Raw genomic sequence first — 16,578 nt, forward strand, 5'->3', positions numbered from 1 at the left:
GGAAGCGTCTGCGTGGCACCCATCGGACAGATCGTCAATCCGACCTCGGGCAATGACGCCCTCGCTCGCGCAAGGCAGCGGGCGAGCCTTGTGCCGGATTGTCTGGTCGAGGCCAAGCGGATCGCCAACACGGTGATCGCCGGCTGGCACGGTCGCCGCAAGCGCGGCATCGGCGAGAATTTCTGGCAGTTCCGTCCCTATACCGAGGGCGAAAGTCTATCCCGCATCGATTGGCGCCGTTCGGCGCGCGACGACCATACCTACATCCGCGACCGCGAGTGGGAAGCAGCCCATACGATCTGGCTCTGGGCCGACATGTCTCCCTCGATGATGTACAAGTCGACCTTCGGAAACGCCTCCAAGGAAGGCCGCGCGCTCGTCATCATGCTGGCGCTTGCCGAAATCCTGGCGCGTTCCGGCGAACGCATCGGATGTCCCGGCGTCATGGAACCGATTGCCGCACGCAATGCCGCGGAACGGCTTGCGACGGCATTGATGCACGCGCCGCTGAGCGGAGGGCTGCCCGATACGGCGATGATCCGCGGCTGGAGCGAACTCGTCTTGATTGGCGATTTTCTCGATGACGCGCGAGCAGTGATGGCGCGCATCGCCCCCTTGGCGCGGCGCGGTCTGCGCGGCCACGTGATCGAGATCGCCGATCCGGCCGAGGAGCTCTTCCCGTATGATGGCCGCACCGAATTCACCGACCCCGAGACAGGGTCGAAGCTGACATCCGGCCGCGCCGAGCATGTTCGCGAAGCCTATACCCGCGCCTATCTCGACCGCCGGGACGATCTCGGCCAGGCGCTGCGCCACATGGGCTGGACCTTCGTCAGCCACCGCACAGACCACCTAGCCTCTGAAGCGCTGGTCGCCGTCCACATGTACCTTTCGGGCATGCCCGCAAGGATGACGCAGGGAGAACGCGCGTGAACGCTCTCCCCTTTGCTTTTGCCTATCCCGCAATCCTCGGCGCCCTTGTGGCCTTGCCGATCATCTGGTGGCTTCTCAGACTGACGCCGCCGCGCCCGAAGACAGAAGTCTTCCCACCTCTGAAGATTCTCGCCACGGTCCTGAAGCGGGAAGAAACCCCTGCCCAGAGTCCCTGGTGGCTGACGCTGCTGCGCATGCTGCTTGCGACCGCAGTCATCCTGGCCATCGCCGATCCGGTCTTCAATCCGCGCACCAATTCAATCGCTTCCGGCGGTCCGCTCGTGCTCTTTGTTGACAACGGCTGGGCCACCTCGCCGGATTGGGATCGCCGCGTGAAGACCGCTGACGCCCTGATCGACGACGCGGAATCCGCTGGTACTCCGGTGGCGATCGCCTTCACCGCCGACCCGACCAACGATGCCGTCCCCGGAACGGCAGCCGTCGCCCGCGACAAGCTGCGTGCCGCAGAACCGAAGCCGCTTGTGCCGGATCGCCAGCGTGCTTTCGAGGCTCTCCGCGCCGCGCTGAACGGCGTCCATCCCGGCACTCTCGCCTTCCTTACGGATGGCGCCGCCGCAAGAGAGAACGACACGACCGTCCGCCAGCTTTCCGACCTCTCGCCTGCCCAATTGCGATTGATCTCAGGAGACGCAAACGAAACGATTGCGATCACGTCCGCAAGCAATGCCGCCGACGCGATGACGGTCACCGCCACGCGCCTCGACAGTGGCGCTGCCGCCTCGCGCCCGATCACCGCGCAGGACACGCAGGGACGCGCGATCGCGACCGGCTCGATCGACTTCCAGCCGGGTCAGAGCGTCGCGACCGGATCAATCACCGCACCGTTTGAGATGCGCAACGATTTCGCGCGCGTCAGCATCGACAACCACGCGACGGCTGGCGCCGTGCATCTGCTCGACGACGGTTTCAAGCGTCGCCGCGTGGTTCTGCTATCAGGTGAGGTCGGTGACACTTTCCAACCGCTGCTTTCGCCGCTTTATTACATCCAGCGCGCTTTGCAGCCTTATGCCGATTTGATCGAGCCGAACACGCCTGATCTCGCGACCTCGATCCCGGATCTCCTGTCGCAGAATCCATCTGTCATCATCATGGCGGATATCGGTCGCCTACCCCAGGAAACCTACGAGCCGCTGCAGCGCTGGATCGCAAATGGCGGAACACTTGTCCGCTTCGCCGGGCCGCGCCTTGCCGCCGCACCCGCCGACGATCCGCTGGTGCCGGTGACGTTGCGCCAGGGCGAGCGTGCATTGGGTGGCGCGCTCTCATGGGCCGAACCGCAGCCCCTCGCCGAATTTCCAACCTTCGGCCCCTTCGCCGGCATGCCGAAGCCGACCGATGTTACCGTCAAGCGGCAGGTTCTCGCAGAGCCGACGCCGGATCTTGCCGAGCGCACCTGGGCGAGCCTCGCCGATGGCACGCCGCTGGTCACGACGAAGCCGATCAATGCAGGCAGGATCGTCCTGTTCCATGTCAGCGCAGAAGCGACGTGGTCTGACCTGCCGATCTCGGGCAATTTTGTCGAGATGCTGCGCCGCCTCGTCCAGTTGTCGCGTTCCGGTGGCGTTACCGCTGAAGCCGGCGGTGCATCGACCGCCGAAGCGCTGCCGCCTTTCCGATTGTTGACCGCCAAAGGCGCACTCACGACCGAAACTGGCACGGCGCGTCCGCTGATCCCGAACGCGAAGGTCACGCCGGTCGCAAGCTTCGACAACCCGCCCGGCCTTTACGGCTCCGAAGAAGGATTTACCGCGCTGAACATCCTGCCGAAGAATGCCGAACTGAAGCCGCTTGATACGTCGGGTCTCACAGTCGTGCGCGAAGGGCTGATCGGCGGCGAAACCTGGTCGGCAAAGCCCGCGCTGTTCCTGATCGCCTTCCTGTTGCTGCTGGCCGACAGCCTGATCGTAATGTTCATGAGCGGCGCTTTCTCGAGGCTGCGCCCGGCGGCGCGAACAGCGGCGCTTGTCGCTGTGGCGGTCAGTGCGGCCTTCTTCCTGCAGCCGGGGCAATCGCATGCCGACGACTCCAAGCCCGGCGACGATCAGATCTTCCAGCGGCTCGACAATACGCACCTCGCCTATGTCGTCACCGGCGAACAGGACGTCGACCACATATCCGAACGCGGGCTGGAGGGCTTGACGGAATTCCTGACATACCGCACCACGTTGGAGCCATCACCGCCTGTCGGCGTGGATCTCACCAAGGATGAGCTCACCTTCTATCCGATCATCTATTGGCCGATCTCGGCCACCGCGCCGATGCCCTCGGCAGCTGCAATCAACAAGATCGATGCCTATATGCGCGCCGGCGGAACCGTGCTCTTCGATACGCGCGATCAGTTCAGCGCGCTCGACAACAATGGCGGCTCGGTCAGCGCCAACGGCGAGCGCTTGCAGCAAATCCTTGCCAATCTCGATATTCCGCCGCTGGAACCGGTGCCGTCGGACCACGTGCTGACGAAATCGTTCTACCTGCTCTCAAGCTTCCCCGGCCGCTACACGGGTAGCCCGCTCTGGATTGAAGCACGCCAGGAAAGTCGTCCCGAAAACGCCAAGTCGGCGGCCACGGCCGACGGCGTTTCCCCGATCCTCATCACCGGCAACGATTTTGCCGGTGCCTGGGCCGTCGATGACAATGGGGTACCGTTGTTGCCGACGGTCCCCCCGGACGAGACACAGCGCGAATACGCCTACCGCAGCGGCGTCAACATCATGATGTACATGCTAACCGGCAACTACAAGACCGATCAGGTCCACGTCCCCGCCCTGCTGGAACGGTTGGGACAGTGATATGACGGTTGATTTTTCACCCTTCATTCCTTGGTCGCTCCTGGCGGGTCTGGCGGTTATTGTTCTCGCAACCGCTGCCTTTGGCATCTGGCGCGGCGTGCGCGGCGCATGGATTCGTTCGATCGCGGCCCTTGCCTTGCTGGCTGCCCTCGCCAACCCTCTCTTGCTGCAGGAAGATCGCGACCCACTGTCGACCGTCGTGCCCGTCATCGTTGACCGCAGCCAGAGCCAGCAAACGCCTGATCGCATCAAGATGACCGACGATGCCCTGGCGCAGTTGAAGGATCGCCTCTCGCGCTTCCCCAATGTCGAGCCGCGCTACGTCGACGCGACGGAGCCGCAAGATTCCGATGCTCCCTCGACCCGGCTGTTCAATGTGCTTTCGGCGGCTGTCGCGGACGTGCCGCCCGCGCGCATCGGCGGCGCGATCATGCTGACGGACGGCGAAATCCACGACGTTCCCGGCGTCAATCAGGCGCTCGGCTTCGACGCGCCGATCCACGGCCTGATCACGGGCAAGGCCAACGAGTTCGACCGCCGCATCGAGGTCGTGAAGGCACCGCGCTTCGGGATCGTCAATGAGGAGCAGCAATTGATGCTGCGCGTCTTCGACGACGGACCGAGCCCCGGCGGCACGGCAAGCGTCACGGTGAAACTCAACGGCAACGAGATCGCCACGCTCCAGGCAACGCCTGGCCGCGACACGCCCTTTTCGTTCAAGGTCGAGCGCGGCGGCAGCAACGTTCTCGAATTTTCGGTCGCCGATCTTCCGGGCGAAGTCACCGACGCCAACAACCGCGCGGTCCACCTGATCGACGGCATTCGCGAAAACCTGCGCGTTCTGCTCGTCTCCGGCGAGCCGCATGCCGGCGAGCGCGCCTGGCGCAATCTCTTGAAGTCGGATGCCTCGGTGGATCTCGTCCACTTTACCATTCTGCGCCCGCCCGAAAAGCAGGACGGCACACCGATCAACGAACTGTCGCTGATCGCCTTCCCAACCCGCGAGCTGTTCGTCGATAAGATCAAGGACTTCGACCTGATCATCTTCGACCGCTATCAGCATCGCGGCGTGCTGCCGATCCTCTACTACGACTATATCGCCCAGTACGTGGAAAATGGCGGCGCGCTGTTGATCGCTGCCGGCCCAGAACATGCCGGCCAGGATTCGATTGCCCTGACGCCGCTATCGTCGGTGCTGCCGGCCGCACCGACCGGGCAGATGATCGAAAAAGCCTTTTACCCCCGGCTTTCGGAGGAAGGCCGCAAACACCCCGTTACCCGCGGCCTCGATGGATCCGCTGACGAACCGCCGCATTGGGGCCGCTGGTTCCGCAGCGTCGATGTGGAGCCGCCGCAGGGCCAGACGGTGATGGTCGGCGCTGACAACCATCCGCTGCTCGTTCTCAATCGCGCCGGACAGGGGCGTGTCGCCATGCTGCTCTCCGACCAGGGCTGGCTCTGGGCCCGCGGCTTCGAGGGCGGAGGCCCGCATGTGTCGCTCTATCGCCGCGTCGCCCACTGGCTGATGAAGGAGCCCGCCCTTGAGGAAGAGGCCCTGACGGCACGCGCATCCGGCCGCACGCTGGAGATCACGCGTCAGACCATTGGCGGCGACCCGGGCAATGCAACGGTCCGATATCCCTCGGGAAGGACGGAAACTCTCCCCCTGACGCAAGCCGAGCCGGGCCTCTTCAAGGCCGAGAAGAAGATGGACGAGATCGGCCTTTTCGAGATCAGAAACGGCGACATGACGACGCTGGCGCATGTCGGCGCAGTCGATGCTCCTGAATTCAAGGCCATGATCTCGACGACCGAGGCGTTGAAGCCGATTTCCGACAAGTCGAAGGGGCTCGTCACCCGCGTTTCCGATAGCAGCGGCGCGATCAGCATCCCGCCGATCCTGCCGGTTCGCGGCCAGATCCGCGTTGCCGACGACGATCGCATGCAGATCCACCTTACCAACGAAACGGTGCTGAGGGGCATCAACACCCTGCCGCTGTTTGCCGGTTTCGCCGGTGTCGGCATTCTGCTGCTTGCCTTTGGCGCCATGTGGTGGCGCGAAGGGCGTTAGCGGCATGGCCGAGTTTGAAGTGACCGGCTCGCCCGCCGCCGATGATCTCAGCACGATCGGCGACGCGCTATCAGCCTTCAACGTCCATGACGTCGGCCCAGCCGAACGGCAACCGCTCGCGGTTCTCATTCGAGATACCGACGGGAACGTCACCGGTGGCCTGTCCGGCTATACCGCCTGGGGATGGCTCTTCACGCAGTTGCTGTACATTCCCGACAAGGAACGCGGCAAGGGCATGGCCGGCAAGATCCTTGCTTTGGCGGAAGAGGAAGCAGCGGCACGTGGCTGCCATGGGGCTTGGATCGACACCTTCAATCCGCTAGCCCTGCGAGCGTATCAACGGCAAGGCTACGAGATATTCGGCGAACTACCAGAGTTTCCGAAAGGCCGTACCCGCACGTTTCTGCGCAAGATGCTCTAGCTGAGCGCCGCCTGGCGTGTTTCAATATCGATCGCCGTTGCCGCAAAGGCCGCCACGACCAGCAGGCCCGCAAACAGGCCGATGGCCAGACCGAACCCACCCGTGACGATGAACGCCATCAGGGATGGAGCCAGCAGTCCGCCAAGGCGGGCCATCGCCCCCGCAGCGCCCATGCCTGTCGCCCGTGAGGCGGTGGGATAGAGTTCCGGGGTGTAGGCATAGAGCGCGCCCCACGTCCCGAGTAGCGCAAAACTCATGACCAGCAGCGACGCGCCGATCAGCATGTCGTCAGGAGAAACCACGAAGAGCAGGCAACCAAGCGCAGACAGCAGGCAGAAACCGATCAAGGTCGGCCTGCGACCCCAAGCCTCGACCCCGTAGGCGGCAAGTACATAGCCCGGGATCTGAGCCAGGGCGACGAAGACCAGAAAGCCGTATCCGCGGACGAAGCCGAACCCATCGCTGGCCAGCTTCGCCGGCATCCAGGTGAAGACCCCGTAGTAGGAAACGGAAACCAGGAACCAGATCGTCAGGATCAGTACACTTCGGCGACGAAGCTCGTCGGAGAAGATGCCCTCAGCCACCTGCGACGACGCGACGATTTGATCCTCGGGCAGCAGTGGTGCTTTCCGGTGCAGCGCCAGCATTCGGTTGACGATCACCTTGGCCTCGCCCGCCCGCCCGGTCCGCAGCAGGTAGAGTGGCGATTCAGGAACGAAGAAGCGCAGTGTCAGGCCCAGCAGCGCCGGAACTGCGGTGACGGCGAAAATGTAGCGCCAGGTATCGGCTACCCCGGCGACGCTCGCAGCCCAGGCAGCCAGTGCGACGATCAGCGTGCCGACCGCCCAGAAGCCTTCCAACGCCACCAGCCAGCGGCCACGGCTCTTGGCGGGCAGGAACTCCGCCATCATCGCATAGTCGACAGGCAACGTGCCACCGACCGCCACTCCTGTCAGGAAACGCAGCACGAGCAGGCTGGCAAAGCTGGGAGCGAAGATGGAAAGGGTGCCGAAAAGCGCATCGCAGGCAACAGTGGTGATCAGGACCCGACGCCGCCCGACCTTGTCGGCCAGGCGCCCAAAGGCGACAGCGCCGATGAGCATGCCGAGAAAGAACAGCGTACCTGTCTGCAGGGCTTGCGGAACAGTCAACCCGAAGGTGGCCGCGATCGAGGCTGCCGTAAAGCCGACGGCGAGGACCTGCATCGCGTCCGCTGTCCAGACAAGACCGAAGATGCCGATCAGGCGCCACTGGAAGGGCCCGGTGCCGGCGCGATCCAGCGCCTCGTCCATGGAAACGTTGCTCATGCTACCTCTCAAGCCGCTGAAAAATCACGCGAAGCGTGTCTCAGGCCTATGGCTCTCAATACCGCATGCAACCTATTTTCGCCAGCCGATAGTTCCCTTCAGCCTGCTATGCGCATCCTCGACAAGCGGCACGACCAGCACGCGAGACGGATCAACGGGACCGGGAAACGTGATCGCGTTGTGGGCCACCCGCTCGAAGCCGAGGGGGCAGTAGTAAGGCGGATCGCCGACGAGGATGACCGCTTCCGATCCCTTGCGACGCGCGGCGTCGATGGCAATCCGGACGAGTTCCCGGCCGATGCCGCGACCCTTGTGCGACGGCCGTACTGCAAGCGGCCCAAGCAGGTGCCCATTCACCGAGCCGGCCTGAACAGCCGTCATGCGCACAGATGCAATGGTCTCGCCATCATCGGCGCAAATGAAGGAGAGCGAGAGATCGTGCGGCCCCTGCTCGCGGATCCGGGCGGCCGCACGCGTATGCCGGCCAGGGCCGAATGCTTCTTCGTTGATGTGTTCGATAGCAGCGTCGTGCGACGCATCCTCAGTGAGGTAGACCAGATCGTGCTTGTGCATGATGAGACGGAAACCGGATAGACAGAGTTGATGGATCTCGAGCACGCCGTCAGGCGTTCGGGAGCATCAGCGTCGTCGCAGGTTTCTCGGTGCAAACATCAAATCGGTTTCCAGAAATGTGAAATCGCCGATAGCAGGAAAAATTTCAGTCGTCCAATGGAAATTTAGAAAGCGACGGCGCGGCGTGACGCAGTGTTCAATCTTTACCGCCCTGCAAATCGCCAGGACGTGGGATATGTTCGAGCCAAGGAAAATTTGAAGGATCACAATATGGGCATGCTGGTTGATGGCGTCTGGCATGACGTCTGGTACGACACGAAGGAAACCAAGGGGCACTTCAAGCGCACCGCCTCGCAGTTTCGGAACTGGATTACAGCGGACGGAGCGGCTGGCCCGTCCGGAACGGGTGGTTTCAAGGCAGAGGCAGACCGCTACCACCTTTATGTCTCGCTGGCGTGCCCGTGGGCGCATCGGACCCTGATCTTCCGCAAGCTGAAGAAGCTCGAAAACCTCATCAGCGTTTCGGTCGTCGATCCGCTGATGCTTTCGAAGGGCTGGGAATTCAAGATCGGCGACGGCGCCACCGGCGACCATCTCTTCGACGCCAAGACGCTATACGAAATCTACATGAAGGCCGACCCGCACTATTCCGGCCGGGTGACCGTTCCGGTCTTGTGGGACAAGAAGACCAACACGATCATCAACAACGAGTCCTCCGAAATCATCCGGATGTTCAACAGCGCCTTCGATCATCTGACGGGCTCGACCGCCGATTTCTACCCGAACGACCTGCACGCCGATATCGATGAGCTCAACGCTGTCGTCTACGACACCGTCAACAACGGCGTCTACAAGGCCGGCTTTGCCACGACACAGGAAGCCTATGGCGAAAATGTCGTCAGGCTCTTCGAAACGCTGGACATGCTGGAAGACCGTCTCGGCAAGGGTCGTTATCTCTTCGGCGATCGACTGACCGAGGCCGATTGGCGGCTGTTCACGACTTTGGTGCGCTTCGATGCTGTCTATGTCGGCCACTTCAAGTGCAACATTCGCCGCATCGACGACTACCCCAATCTGTCGGCCTATCTGCGCGATCTCTATCAGACGCCGGGCGTCAAGGAGACGGTCAACTTCCGCCACATCAAGGACCACTATTACCGCAGCCACAAGACGATCAATCCGACCGGCATCGTGCCTGTCGGCCCGGCACTGGATCTCGATCGCCCGCATGGCCGTGCCCTACTGGCAGCGGCCTAGCCCTGCGCTCTACCACACGTGGGCGGGCTCCCGCTCGCCCGCGAGTTCAGCCAGACGACGACGCGTTGCGTCCGTTGTGCCCACTGGCAGATCATCGATCGCGAAGAAGCCGCACTCGACGATTTCCCGGTCTGGCGGGCGCGGTGCCGTCTGCTCAACCTGCGTCTTATAGAAAAGGACATGATCGCGGCGGCTGGCCGCCGTATTGAAATAGATGTGGAAGAGCTCCGGCCGTCCGAGGATGCGCAAATTCCCTTCCTCGCGAAGCTCCTTGATCAAGGCTTCCTCGGCAGTCTCATTGCGCTCCAGCCCGCCGCCAGGCATGTGCCAGCCCGGCAGGTAGCTGTGCCGCACGAGAAAGATACGACCCGCCGAATCGAAGCAGGCGGCCCGCACGCCCATCGTCATTCCGCGCGCAACAGCGAAATACATATGCACGATGCGCATCAGCACTCGCGATTGCCAGGGGCGTATGGTTCTGGTCACGCTTTTTCCAATTCCGCTAATCCGTTCAAGCAGATGTGTTTGAATTGCAGACTGACTGGGCTATGTGTCGTCGCATGTTCAAGCTCGCACACATCTCCGATATCCATCTCGGCCCTCTTCCTCGCCTTTCGGTCCGCGAGCTCTTTTCCAAACGCATTACCGGCTTTGTGAACTGGCATCGCAACAGGAGCAAGCACCTTTTCGGTAGCACGCTCGATCTGCTGCTCGATGACATACACGCGAAGCAAGCCGATCATTTGGCGGTTACCGGCGATCTCGTGAACCTCGCAAGCGGACTGGAGATCCGAGCCGCAGCCGCTTGGCTGAAAGAACTCGGTGATCCCGAAGACAATTCAATCGTGCCGGGAAACCACGATGCCTACGTGCCCGGCGCCTACGAAAAGTCGGTGCGCGCATGGTACGACAATGTGCGCGGTGACCTCGCTCCAGCCGAATGGCAGGAAAATCGCCACGTCTTTCCCTATCTTCGCGTTCGCGGCAAGGTCGCGATCGTCGGCTGTTCGACGGCGGTCGCGACGCCCCCTTTCGCGGCCAGCGGCTTCTTCGGCGAGCGCCAGGCCCGCGATACGGTGAACATGCTGCGTGCCGCTGGCGAGGCCGGCTTGTTTCGTGTCGTGATGATCCACCATCCGCCGATCCGCGGCGCGACCTCCTTCCACAAGCGGATGATCGGCATCCGCCGCTTCGGCGCCGTGATCTCCACCGGCGGTGCAGAACTGGTGCTCCACGGCCATACCCATTTGAACACGCTGCACTGGCTGCGCGGCCAGACTGGTCCGGTTCCCGTCGTCGGTATCGCCTCTGCATCGCAGGGGCCCGGCGGGCTGAAACCCCGTGCCGGCTACAACCTCTTCTCGATCGATGGCGCACCGGGCGCTTGGGAGCTGACCGGGGAACGGTTCAGCATCAACTCCATGGGCGATGGCGTGTGCAGCGAAAGCGTCGATATTTTCAAGGCTTAGCGCCGTTTTTGGATTCATCTTCTTCGCCAAGCTGATTCAGGAATTCAAGATGACGATATCTTGAATTTGGCAAAGCATCCGAGGTCTTGGCAATTGGCGATTGCCACGTAAACTTGTCGCCTCGGCAGCACCAATTCACGGAGTTATTGCATGCCCATGGCGTCGATCAGTCTTCGCAGTCTGGCTTTGGCCGGCTCGCTTGCCCTCGCAGTCTCCTCATCCGCCTTTGCCATCGGCGACGAAAGCGACGAAACCAAGCCGCCGCCAAAGACCGAAACGACGACAAAATGTGCCGGCGGCAAGGTTTGGGATGCGAAGCGCAAGGAATGCGTGGTCCCGAAGAAGAATTCGTTCAACGACGATGAACTCTACAAGGCTGCCCGCGAATTTGCCTATGCCGGTCAATACGACAACGCCCTGACGGTGCTTCAGCTTGCCAGGAACCAGAACGATCCGCGCATCCTGAACTATCTCGGCTATGCCAACCGCAAGGCGGGCAGAATGGAGCTGGGGATGTCGTATTACCGCAAGGCGCTGCAGGCGGACGAGAATTATATTCTGGCACGGTCATATATGGGACAAGCTTTGGTGGAACAGGGTGACGTGCAGGGAGCGCGTGTCCAGCTCGTCGAGATCCGGGATCGGGGCGGCGAGCAGACCTGGGCCTATCGCTCGCTGCTGCAGGCACTGAATGGTTATCGTACATACTGACGTTGATCCGAGCCGAGCCTAATGAAGAAAAGCTTTGAGAACCCGTGGGATAGGCCGCCGGATGCTTGCGAAGCATCCGGTACTTGTTTCATAAAGGACACAGAAGCAATATAAATCGATATGCTGCTGGGCGCTCTCGCCGACCGCCCAAGCATTACCTGGAAAGACTATGCGTCAACCCGTGACGACCATCGATATCAGACGCGACCTGGTGGGCCTTCTGCCCCGGCTGCGGCGTTTCGCGATGACCCTTGCAGGTGACGCAGCGAGTGCGGACGAACTCGCACAAGTGGCGTGTGAGCGCGCCATCGCCAAGAGCGGACAATGGAATGGCGAAGGCCGCCTGGAAAGCTGGGTCTACGCCCTCGCCCGCCAACATTGGACGGACGAGCATCGGCGTCGGAAGCCGCACCCCACTCCCAGGGGCAATGTCACCGATATCCGGGAAGCGAACCGCGATCGCACCTCGCTTGTCAATCCCGATGTCATCCACCGCATGATCGCCGACATGCCGGAAGGCACATCCAGCGCCTTTTTGCTGGTTGTTGTCGAAGGGCACAGCTATCAGCAGGCCGCCGACATCATGGGTGTCACCATCAACATCGTCGTATCCCAGCTTGCCGCGGCGAGACTGCATTTCGCCAGTGTCGCGGACAACTATCCTCACAGGTACTGAATTGCTCGATTTCAAGAAACTGCCGCTCGATGCTCAGCTAGCCGCCCTGCTGGATGGCGAGACGACGCCCGAACAGAAGCATGAGCTTGAGCAGCGCCTGGCCACCGACGAGGGTGCCAAGCGGCTCTACGACAAGCTGCGACACGGCGCCGACTTCGGAAAGCACCGCCTCGACGACGTTCTCAGGGAGCCGGTTCCACTCGCCCTCGTGCGGTCGATCAAGAGCGCGCAGCCACCAAAGGCTCCGGTTGCACCGCGCGTTTCGCGGCCCTCCTTCAAACTTGCGCCGATCGGCCCACAGGCTCTTGCGGCTGCAATCGTCCTCCTCATTGCCGGCTGTGGCATCGGCTTCTTCGCCGCCGGCAGCATGAGCACCATGCAATCGCCTGCCGCGACAACGATGGAAGCCATTCCTGACTCCAACCAGTGGCTGACCGACGTCATCGCCAACCAGCGGCTTATCGCCCGCCAGCCCCGTCATATTTTCGAGGTTCCGTCGACCCAGGCAGAGGAAATTTCTACCTGGCTGACCTCAACGGTCGGCGTTGCATTCCGTGTCCCTGACCTGTCGGAACAGGGCTGGACCTTCCAGGGTGCCCGCGTCTTCATCGGCGACAGCAGGCCGGTCGGCCAACTCGTCTACACCAGCTCCGATGGCGACCTGGCTTCCATCTGCTTCCGCAAGGACAACCTGCCTTCCGAGGCAGACGATTTCAAGGAAACGATCAAGGACGAGATCGGCGTCGTTTCCTGGCACAATGCCGGCACATCCTATGTGCTCGTTGGCCCGTCGTCGGAAGCCTCGCTTGGCCAGCTCGCCATGCAGGTCGCTACATCGATCTGAACCTTTCAGGGTTGAATTGAAAAGCTTTAGGACATCAGGACCACCTTCCCCGTTGCCATGCGGCTTTCGATCGCCCGATACGCCTCCGCTGCGCCGTGAAGCGGAAACTGGCGCCCGGGTAAGAGCCTCAGCTCCCCGGAAGCGGCCAGTTCGAAGAGCGACTGGAGATCGGGAACAAGACTTGCTCCCAGCAACGGCAGAAGCGCAAGGCCTCTCAGCGACTGGTTCTTGTCGAGCATGCGGGTAATGTCCTCGGCTGTGGCTGCGAACCGGCCGAGCGCCGCAAAGACAAGTTCGCCGCCATCCGCGAGAACCGCGAGCGACGCACGCGTCATGTCGCCACCAATCGTGTCGTAAACAACGTCCGGGCGGAGGCCAGCTAAAGACGTTTCCCAGCCGGGGGCGCTATAGTCTATAGCCAGATTAGCCCCCATCTCCAGCGCCAGCGATCGCTTTGCTGCGCTCACTGCCGTCGCGATCACGCGCCGAGCACCACGACGCCTGGCAAGCTGGGTCAGCAAGGAACCCACGCCACCTGCCGCGGCATGAACAAGGACCGTTTTGCCCATCAGCGAGCTTTGCTGGACCATATGCAATGCTGTCAGTCAATGCACCACCAGGGCAGTTGCGCCGGAAAAGGGGAGCCTATCGGGTATAGGCACGGCATATCCTGCGTCGACCGCCACATATTCGGCGTATCCGCCTCCGTGACCGAGGGCAAAGAGCGGCACGGCAACTCGCGTCCCAAGCCGAGTGCCGTCGACGCCTTCACCCACTTTCTCGACCACTCCGGCAACTTCGACGCCCGGCAGCATCGGCAATAGAGGCGTCACCGCGTAGCGGTCAGCGCGCATCAAGACTTCAAAGAAATTGACGCCTACGGCGTGAACCCTAACGAGCACTTCGCCGGCCTGCAGTTCGGGCACCGGCAGCTCAACACAGGTCAAGACCTCGGGCGAACCGAAATGGTCGTAGCGGATGGCTTTCATAGCAAACCTCACGTTTGAATTGGCGTGAGATGCGCCTTAGCAATAAGCTGCGCTGCCAAAATACAGAGAATTTGGTGCTACACCCACCAGGAGGTGACCATGACCGCTCCGATCAAGAAGCTGCCCAGATTGCCTGTCGAGCGGGCGCTCAAGGTGATAGCCGGACGCTGGAAGCCTATCATCCTTTATTATGTCTTCGATGGCCCGAAGCGCCTGTCGGAGCTCAAGCGGATGTTGCCAAAGATCACCCAAAAGGTGCTGATCCAGCAGCTGCGCGAGATGGAGAAGCATGGTCTGGTGACCCGGCAGATCTTCGCAGAGGTACCTGCACGCGTCGAATATTCGGCAACTGAGGTGGGTTTGGAGTTGGAACCGGTTCTGCTGGCGCTCTGCAAATGGGGTCAGAAACATGCCGAAGCACAGGACGAGGCAAACGATATCGTGCCACGCAACCGGGCACGGCTGGCTGCCTGAGCCGGATAAAGTGCGCAGCAGAATACTCCGCTGCGCTGATTTCGTCAGGCCTTTCCGGCCCGCACCTCAAGCACGCGGTTCGCAGCCGAGACGATCGCCTCCAGCGACGCCCCGACAATGTTCGTGCTGATGCCGGCGCCAAAGAGCTTGCCGCCAGGATAGGACGTCTCGACGTAGGAGATCGCGGCAGCGTTCGAACCGTGCTGCAGCGAATGCTCCGAATAATCCTCGACCGACATCTCGATGCCGAGATAGTGCGAGAGCGCGTTGATAAAGCCGTCGACCGGGCCGTTGCCCCTGCCCTCGATATGCTTCGTCTCGCCGTTATCAGTGATTTCGGCGGCAACGATGCGTTGCCCCTTGCGCTCGGGATCGGCATAGGTGTGGTGCTCAACAAACTTGATGCGGCCTTGCGGCTGCGTCACGTAGCGCTCGACGAAACGGTCGTAGATCCGCTTCGACGGCAATTCCTTGCCTTCTTCATCGGTGATCCGCTGAATGTCTTCGCGGAATTCGACCTGCAGGTTACGCGGCAGATTGAGCCCGTAGTCCTGCTGCAAGATATAGGCGATGCCACCCTTGCCGGACTGCGAGTTGATGCGAATGATCGCCTCGTAGGAGCGACCGACGTCCCGCGGATCGATTGGCAGGTAAGGCACTTCCCACACTGGATGGTTGGCGACCTTGATCGCCTTCATGCCCTTGTTGATCGCATCCTGGTGCGAGCCGGAGAAGGCTGTATAGACCAGTTCGCCGACATAGGGGTGGCGCTCGCCGATCGGCATCTGGTTCGAATATTCGAAGACTTCCTTCATCCGCACGATATCAGAGCAGTCGATCTCGGGGTCGACGCCCTGCGTGAACATGTTCAGCGCCATGGTGACGACGTCGACGTTGCCGGTGCGCTCGCCATTACCGAAGAGCGTGCCTTCAACGCGGTCGGCGCCCGCCAGCAGGGCCAGTTCGGCGGCGGCGATGCCGGTGCCGCGGTCGTTGTGCGGATGCAGCGAAATGATCAGGTTTTCGCGGTTGTCGAGATTGCGGCACATCCACTCGATCTGGTCGGCATAGACGTTCGGCGTCGCCATTTCGACGGTCGACGGCAGGTTGATGATCAGCTTGTTATCGGGCGTCGGCTTCATCACCTCGATAACGGCGTTGCAGATGTCCAGCGCCACGTCGAGCTCGGTGCCGGTGAAGCTCTCCGGCGAATATTCGAAACGATAGCCGCCGCCGGCCTTCGCCGCCATGTCGGAGATCATCTTTGCCGCATCGACGGCGATTTGCTTGATGCCGTGGACGTCCTTGCCGAACACCACGCGACGCTGCAATTCGCTGGTGGAGTTGTAAAAGTGAACGATCGGGCGGTTCGCGCCTTCAAGCGCCTCGAAGGTGCGGGTGATCAGCTCCGGACGGCACTGCACCAGCACCTGCAGCGAGACGTCGTCGGGCACATTGCCCTGCTCGACGCACCAGCGCGCGAAATCGAAGTCGGTCTGCGACGCGGACGGGAAACCGATCTCGATTTCCTTGAAGCCCATGTCGAGCAGCAGCTGGAACATGCGGGCCTTGCGGTCGTGGCCCATCGGATCGACCAGCGCCTGATTGCCGTCGCGCAGATCGACCGAACACCAGATCGGCGCCTTGGTCAGCGTCTTCGACGGCCACGTACGGTCAGGGATATTTACCTGCGGATAGGCGCGATACTTGATCGCCGCCTCGGGCATGCCTTTGGTTTGGGAGCGGGTGTTCGTGTCCATGTCTTCTCTTCCTCTTCCCGTCATCTGGCCAGCCGCGTCGTAGCGTATTGGGTCTGGCTTGGCGATGACGAATCCGGTGCGAAAGCATCCGGCTGATCAGTTTTCGGGATTGGTCACGAGGAGCGATGGCCTGGGCGGGCTTTCGGCCGCCGGGCGCTCCTCAACGGACCCGGCAACCGCGCGTAAGGCCGAGGAGAAGAAGCGAGGTAAGGGCACGCGTGTTGTCACGGAGCGCGATGCGCCCGCGAGCAACCTGCTCAGAAATCGTGATGCCCGTGTTCTT

General features: G+C 61.9%; 14 protein-coding genes and 1 pseudogene. 10 read left to right on the forward strand and 5 right to left on the reverse strand.

Going from position 1 to position 16,578, the window contains the following annotated elements:
- Positions 1-12 precede the first annotated feature (12 nt).
- Genes IB248_RS22330 through IB248_RS22345 form a run of 4 tightly spaced genes read left to right on the forward strand, consistent with a single transcriptional unit; the run spans position 13 to position 6,235 of the window.
- Positions 13-933, forward strand: coding sequence for a DUF58 domain-containing protein (locus IB248_RS22330; RefSeq protein ID WP_018857603.1), 921 nt, complete (start codon positions 13-15; stop codon positions 931-933).
- Positions 930-3,743: a DUF4159 domain-containing protein gene (locus IB248_RS22335; RefSeq protein ID WP_018857602.1), complete on the forward strand. Its 2,814-nt coding sequence runs from the start codon at positions 930-932 to the stop codon at positions 3,741-3,743. Before IB248_RS22330 ends, IB248_RS22335 begins: the two co-directional genes overlap by 4 nt.
- A gap of 1 nt (position 3,744) precedes the next feature.
- Positions 3,745-5,814, forward strand: a complete 2,070-nt coding sequence (locus tag IB248_RS22340; protein WP_169682751.1) for a hypothetical protein — start codon at positions 3,745-3,747, stop codon at positions 5,812-5,814.
- Between the two features lie 4 nt (positions 5,815-5,818).
- Positions 5,819-6,235: a GNAT family N-acetyltransferase gene (locus IB248_RS22345; protein WP_018857600.1), complete on the forward strand. Its 417-nt coding sequence runs from the start codon at positions 5,819-5,821 to the stop codon at positions 6,233-6,235.
- Here IB248_RS22345 and IB248_RS22350 read toward each other — a convergent pair.
- Together IB248_RS22350 and IB248_RS22355 are read right to left on the reverse strand one after the other, a co-directional pair.
- Positions 6,232-7,542 carry an MFS transporter gene (locus IB248_RS22350; RefSeq protein WP_169682754.1) on the reverse strand — a complete coding sequence of 437 codons (1,311 nt, stop codon included), beginning with the start codon at positions 7,540-7,542 and terminating at the stop codon, positions 6,232-6,234. The two genes, IB248_RS22345 and IB248_RS22350, sit on opposite strands and share 4 nt — an antisense overlap.
- Before the next feature lie 72 nt (positions 7,543-7,614).
- Entirely contained in the window at positions 7,615-8,115 is a 501-nt protein-coding gene (locus tag IB248_RS22355; protein ID WP_025660399.1) for an N-acetyltransferase, read from the reverse strand.
- Between the two features lie 270 nt (positions 8,116-8,385).
- On the opposite strand from IB248_RS22355, the gene IB248_RS22360 reads away from it, so the two are divergent.
- Positions 8,386-9,372: a glutathione S-transferase family protein gene (locus IB248_RS22360; protein ID WP_026371828.1), complete on the forward strand. Its 987-nt coding sequence runs from the start codon at positions 8,386-8,388 to the stop codon at positions 9,370-9,372.
- 9 nt (positions 9,373-9,381) lie between these two features.
- On the opposite strand, the gene IB248_RS22365 is transcribed toward IB248_RS22360, so the two are convergent.
- The gene (locus tag IB248_RS22365) at positions 9,382-9,819 is read right to left on the reverse strand and encodes an NUDIX domain-containing protein (protein ID WP_051085592.1); all 438 of its coding nucleotides are present in this window, start codon (positions 9,817-9,819) and stop codon (positions 9,382-9,384) included.
- 83 nt (positions 9,820-9,902) lie between these two features.
- Between IB248_RS22365 and IB248_RS22370 the strand changes: the two genes are divergently transcribed.
- The 4 genes from IB248_RS22370 (at position 9,903) to IB248_RS22385 (ending at position 13,072) form a co-directional block, all read left to right on the forward strand.
- Positions 9,903-10,841 (forward strand): metallophosphoesterase, encoded by a 939-nt coding sequence (locus IB248_RS22370; protein ID WP_169682756.1) that lies wholly within the window; start codon positions 9,903-9,905, stop codon positions 10,839-10,841.
- A gap of 150 nt (positions 10,842-10,991) precedes the next feature.
- Positions 10,992-11,552 carry a hypothetical protein gene (locus tag IB248_RS22375; protein ID WP_169682758.1) on the forward strand — a complete coding sequence of 187 codons (561 nt, stop codon included), beginning with the start codon at positions 10,992-10,994 and terminating at the stop codon, positions 11,550-11,552.
- 169 nt (positions 11,553-11,721) lie between these two features.
- Positions 11,722-12,228 carry an RNA polymerase sigma factor gene (locus IB248_RS22380; protein ID WP_018857593.1) on the forward strand — a complete coding sequence of 169 codons (507 nt, stop codon included), beginning with the start codon at positions 11,722-11,724 and terminating at the stop codon, positions 12,226-12,228.
- Between the two features lies 1 nt (position 12,229).
- Positions 12,230-13,072: an anti-sigma factor gene (locus IB248_RS22385; protein ID WP_169682808.1), complete on the forward strand. Its 843-nt coding sequence runs from the start codon at positions 12,230-12,232 to the stop codon at positions 13,070-13,072.
- Positions 13,073-13,098: 26 nt separating this feature from the next.
- Here IB248_RS22385 and IB248_RS22390 read toward each other — a convergent pair.
- Positions 13,099-14,061 (reverse strand): annotated as a pseudogene (locus IB248_RS22390) (zinc-binding dehydrogenase).
- A 99-nt stretch (positions 14,062-14,160) separates the two neighbouring features.
- Here IB248_RS22390 and IB248_RS22395 point away from each other — a divergent pair.
- A complete protein-coding gene (locus IB248_RS22395; protein ID WP_169682760.1) occupies positions 14,161-14,535 on the forward strand; it encodes a helix-turn-helix domain-containing protein in 375 nt (124 codons plus the stop codon).
- 44 nt (positions 14,536-14,579) lie between these two features.
- Here IB248_RS22395 and leuA read toward each other — a convergent pair whose 3' ends face one another.
- Positions 14,580-16,295 carry a 2-isopropylmalate synthase gene (leuA, locus tag IB248_RS22400; protein WP_169682762.1) on the reverse strand — a complete coding sequence of 572 codons (1,716 nt, stop codon included), beginning with the start codon at positions 16,293-16,295 and terminating at the stop codon, positions 14,580-14,582.
- Positions 16,296-16,578: the final 283 nt, after the last annotated feature.

The organism is Rhizobium sp. RHZ01 (genome assembly GCF_014851595.1).
In the GTDB taxonomy this organism is placed as follows: domain Bacteria; phylum Pseudomonadota; class Alphaproteobacteria; order Rhizobiales; family Rhizobiaceae; genus Rhizobium; species Rhizobium altiplani.

Coding starts and splice junctions, on each gene's coding strand:
- IB248_RS22360 (WP_026371828.1), top strand. CDS start 8,386: ATGGGCATGCTGGTTGATGGCGTCTGGCATGACGTCTGGTACGACACG.
- IB248_RS22350 (WP_169682754.1), bottom strand. CDS start 7,542: ATGAGCAACGTTTCCATGGACGAGGCGCTGGATCGCGCCGGCACCGGG.
- IB248_RS22375 (WP_169682758.1), top strand. CDS start 10,992: ATGCCCATGGCGTCGATCAGTCTTCGCAGTCTGGCTTTGGCCGGCTCG.
- IB248_RS22345 (WP_018857600.1), top strand. CDS start 5,819: ATGGCCGAGTTTGAAGTGACCGGCTCGCCCGCCGCCGATGATCTCAGC.
- IB248_RS22365 (WP_051085592.1), bottom strand. CDS start 9,819: ATGCGCATCGTGCATATGTATTTCGCTGTTGCGCGCGGAATGACGATG.
- IB248_RS22340 (WP_169682751.1), top strand. CDS start 3,745: ATGACGGTTGATTTTTCACCCTTCATTCCTTGGTCGCTCCTGGCGGGT.
- IB248_RS22380 (WP_018857593.1), top strand. CDS start 11,722: ATGCGTCAACCCGTGACGACCATCGATATCAGACGCGACCTGGTGGGC.
- IB248_RS22355 (WP_025660399.1), bottom strand. CDS start 8,115: ATGCACAAGCACGATCTGGTCTACCTCACTGAGGATGCGTCGCACGAC.
- leuA (WP_169682762.1), bottom strand. CDS start 16,295: ATGGACACGAACACCCGCTCCCAAACCAAAGGCATGCCCGAGGCGGCG.
- IB248_RS22395 (WP_169682760.1), top strand. CDS start 14,161: ATGACCGCTCCGATCAAGAAGCTGCCCAGATTGCCTGTCGAGCGGGCG.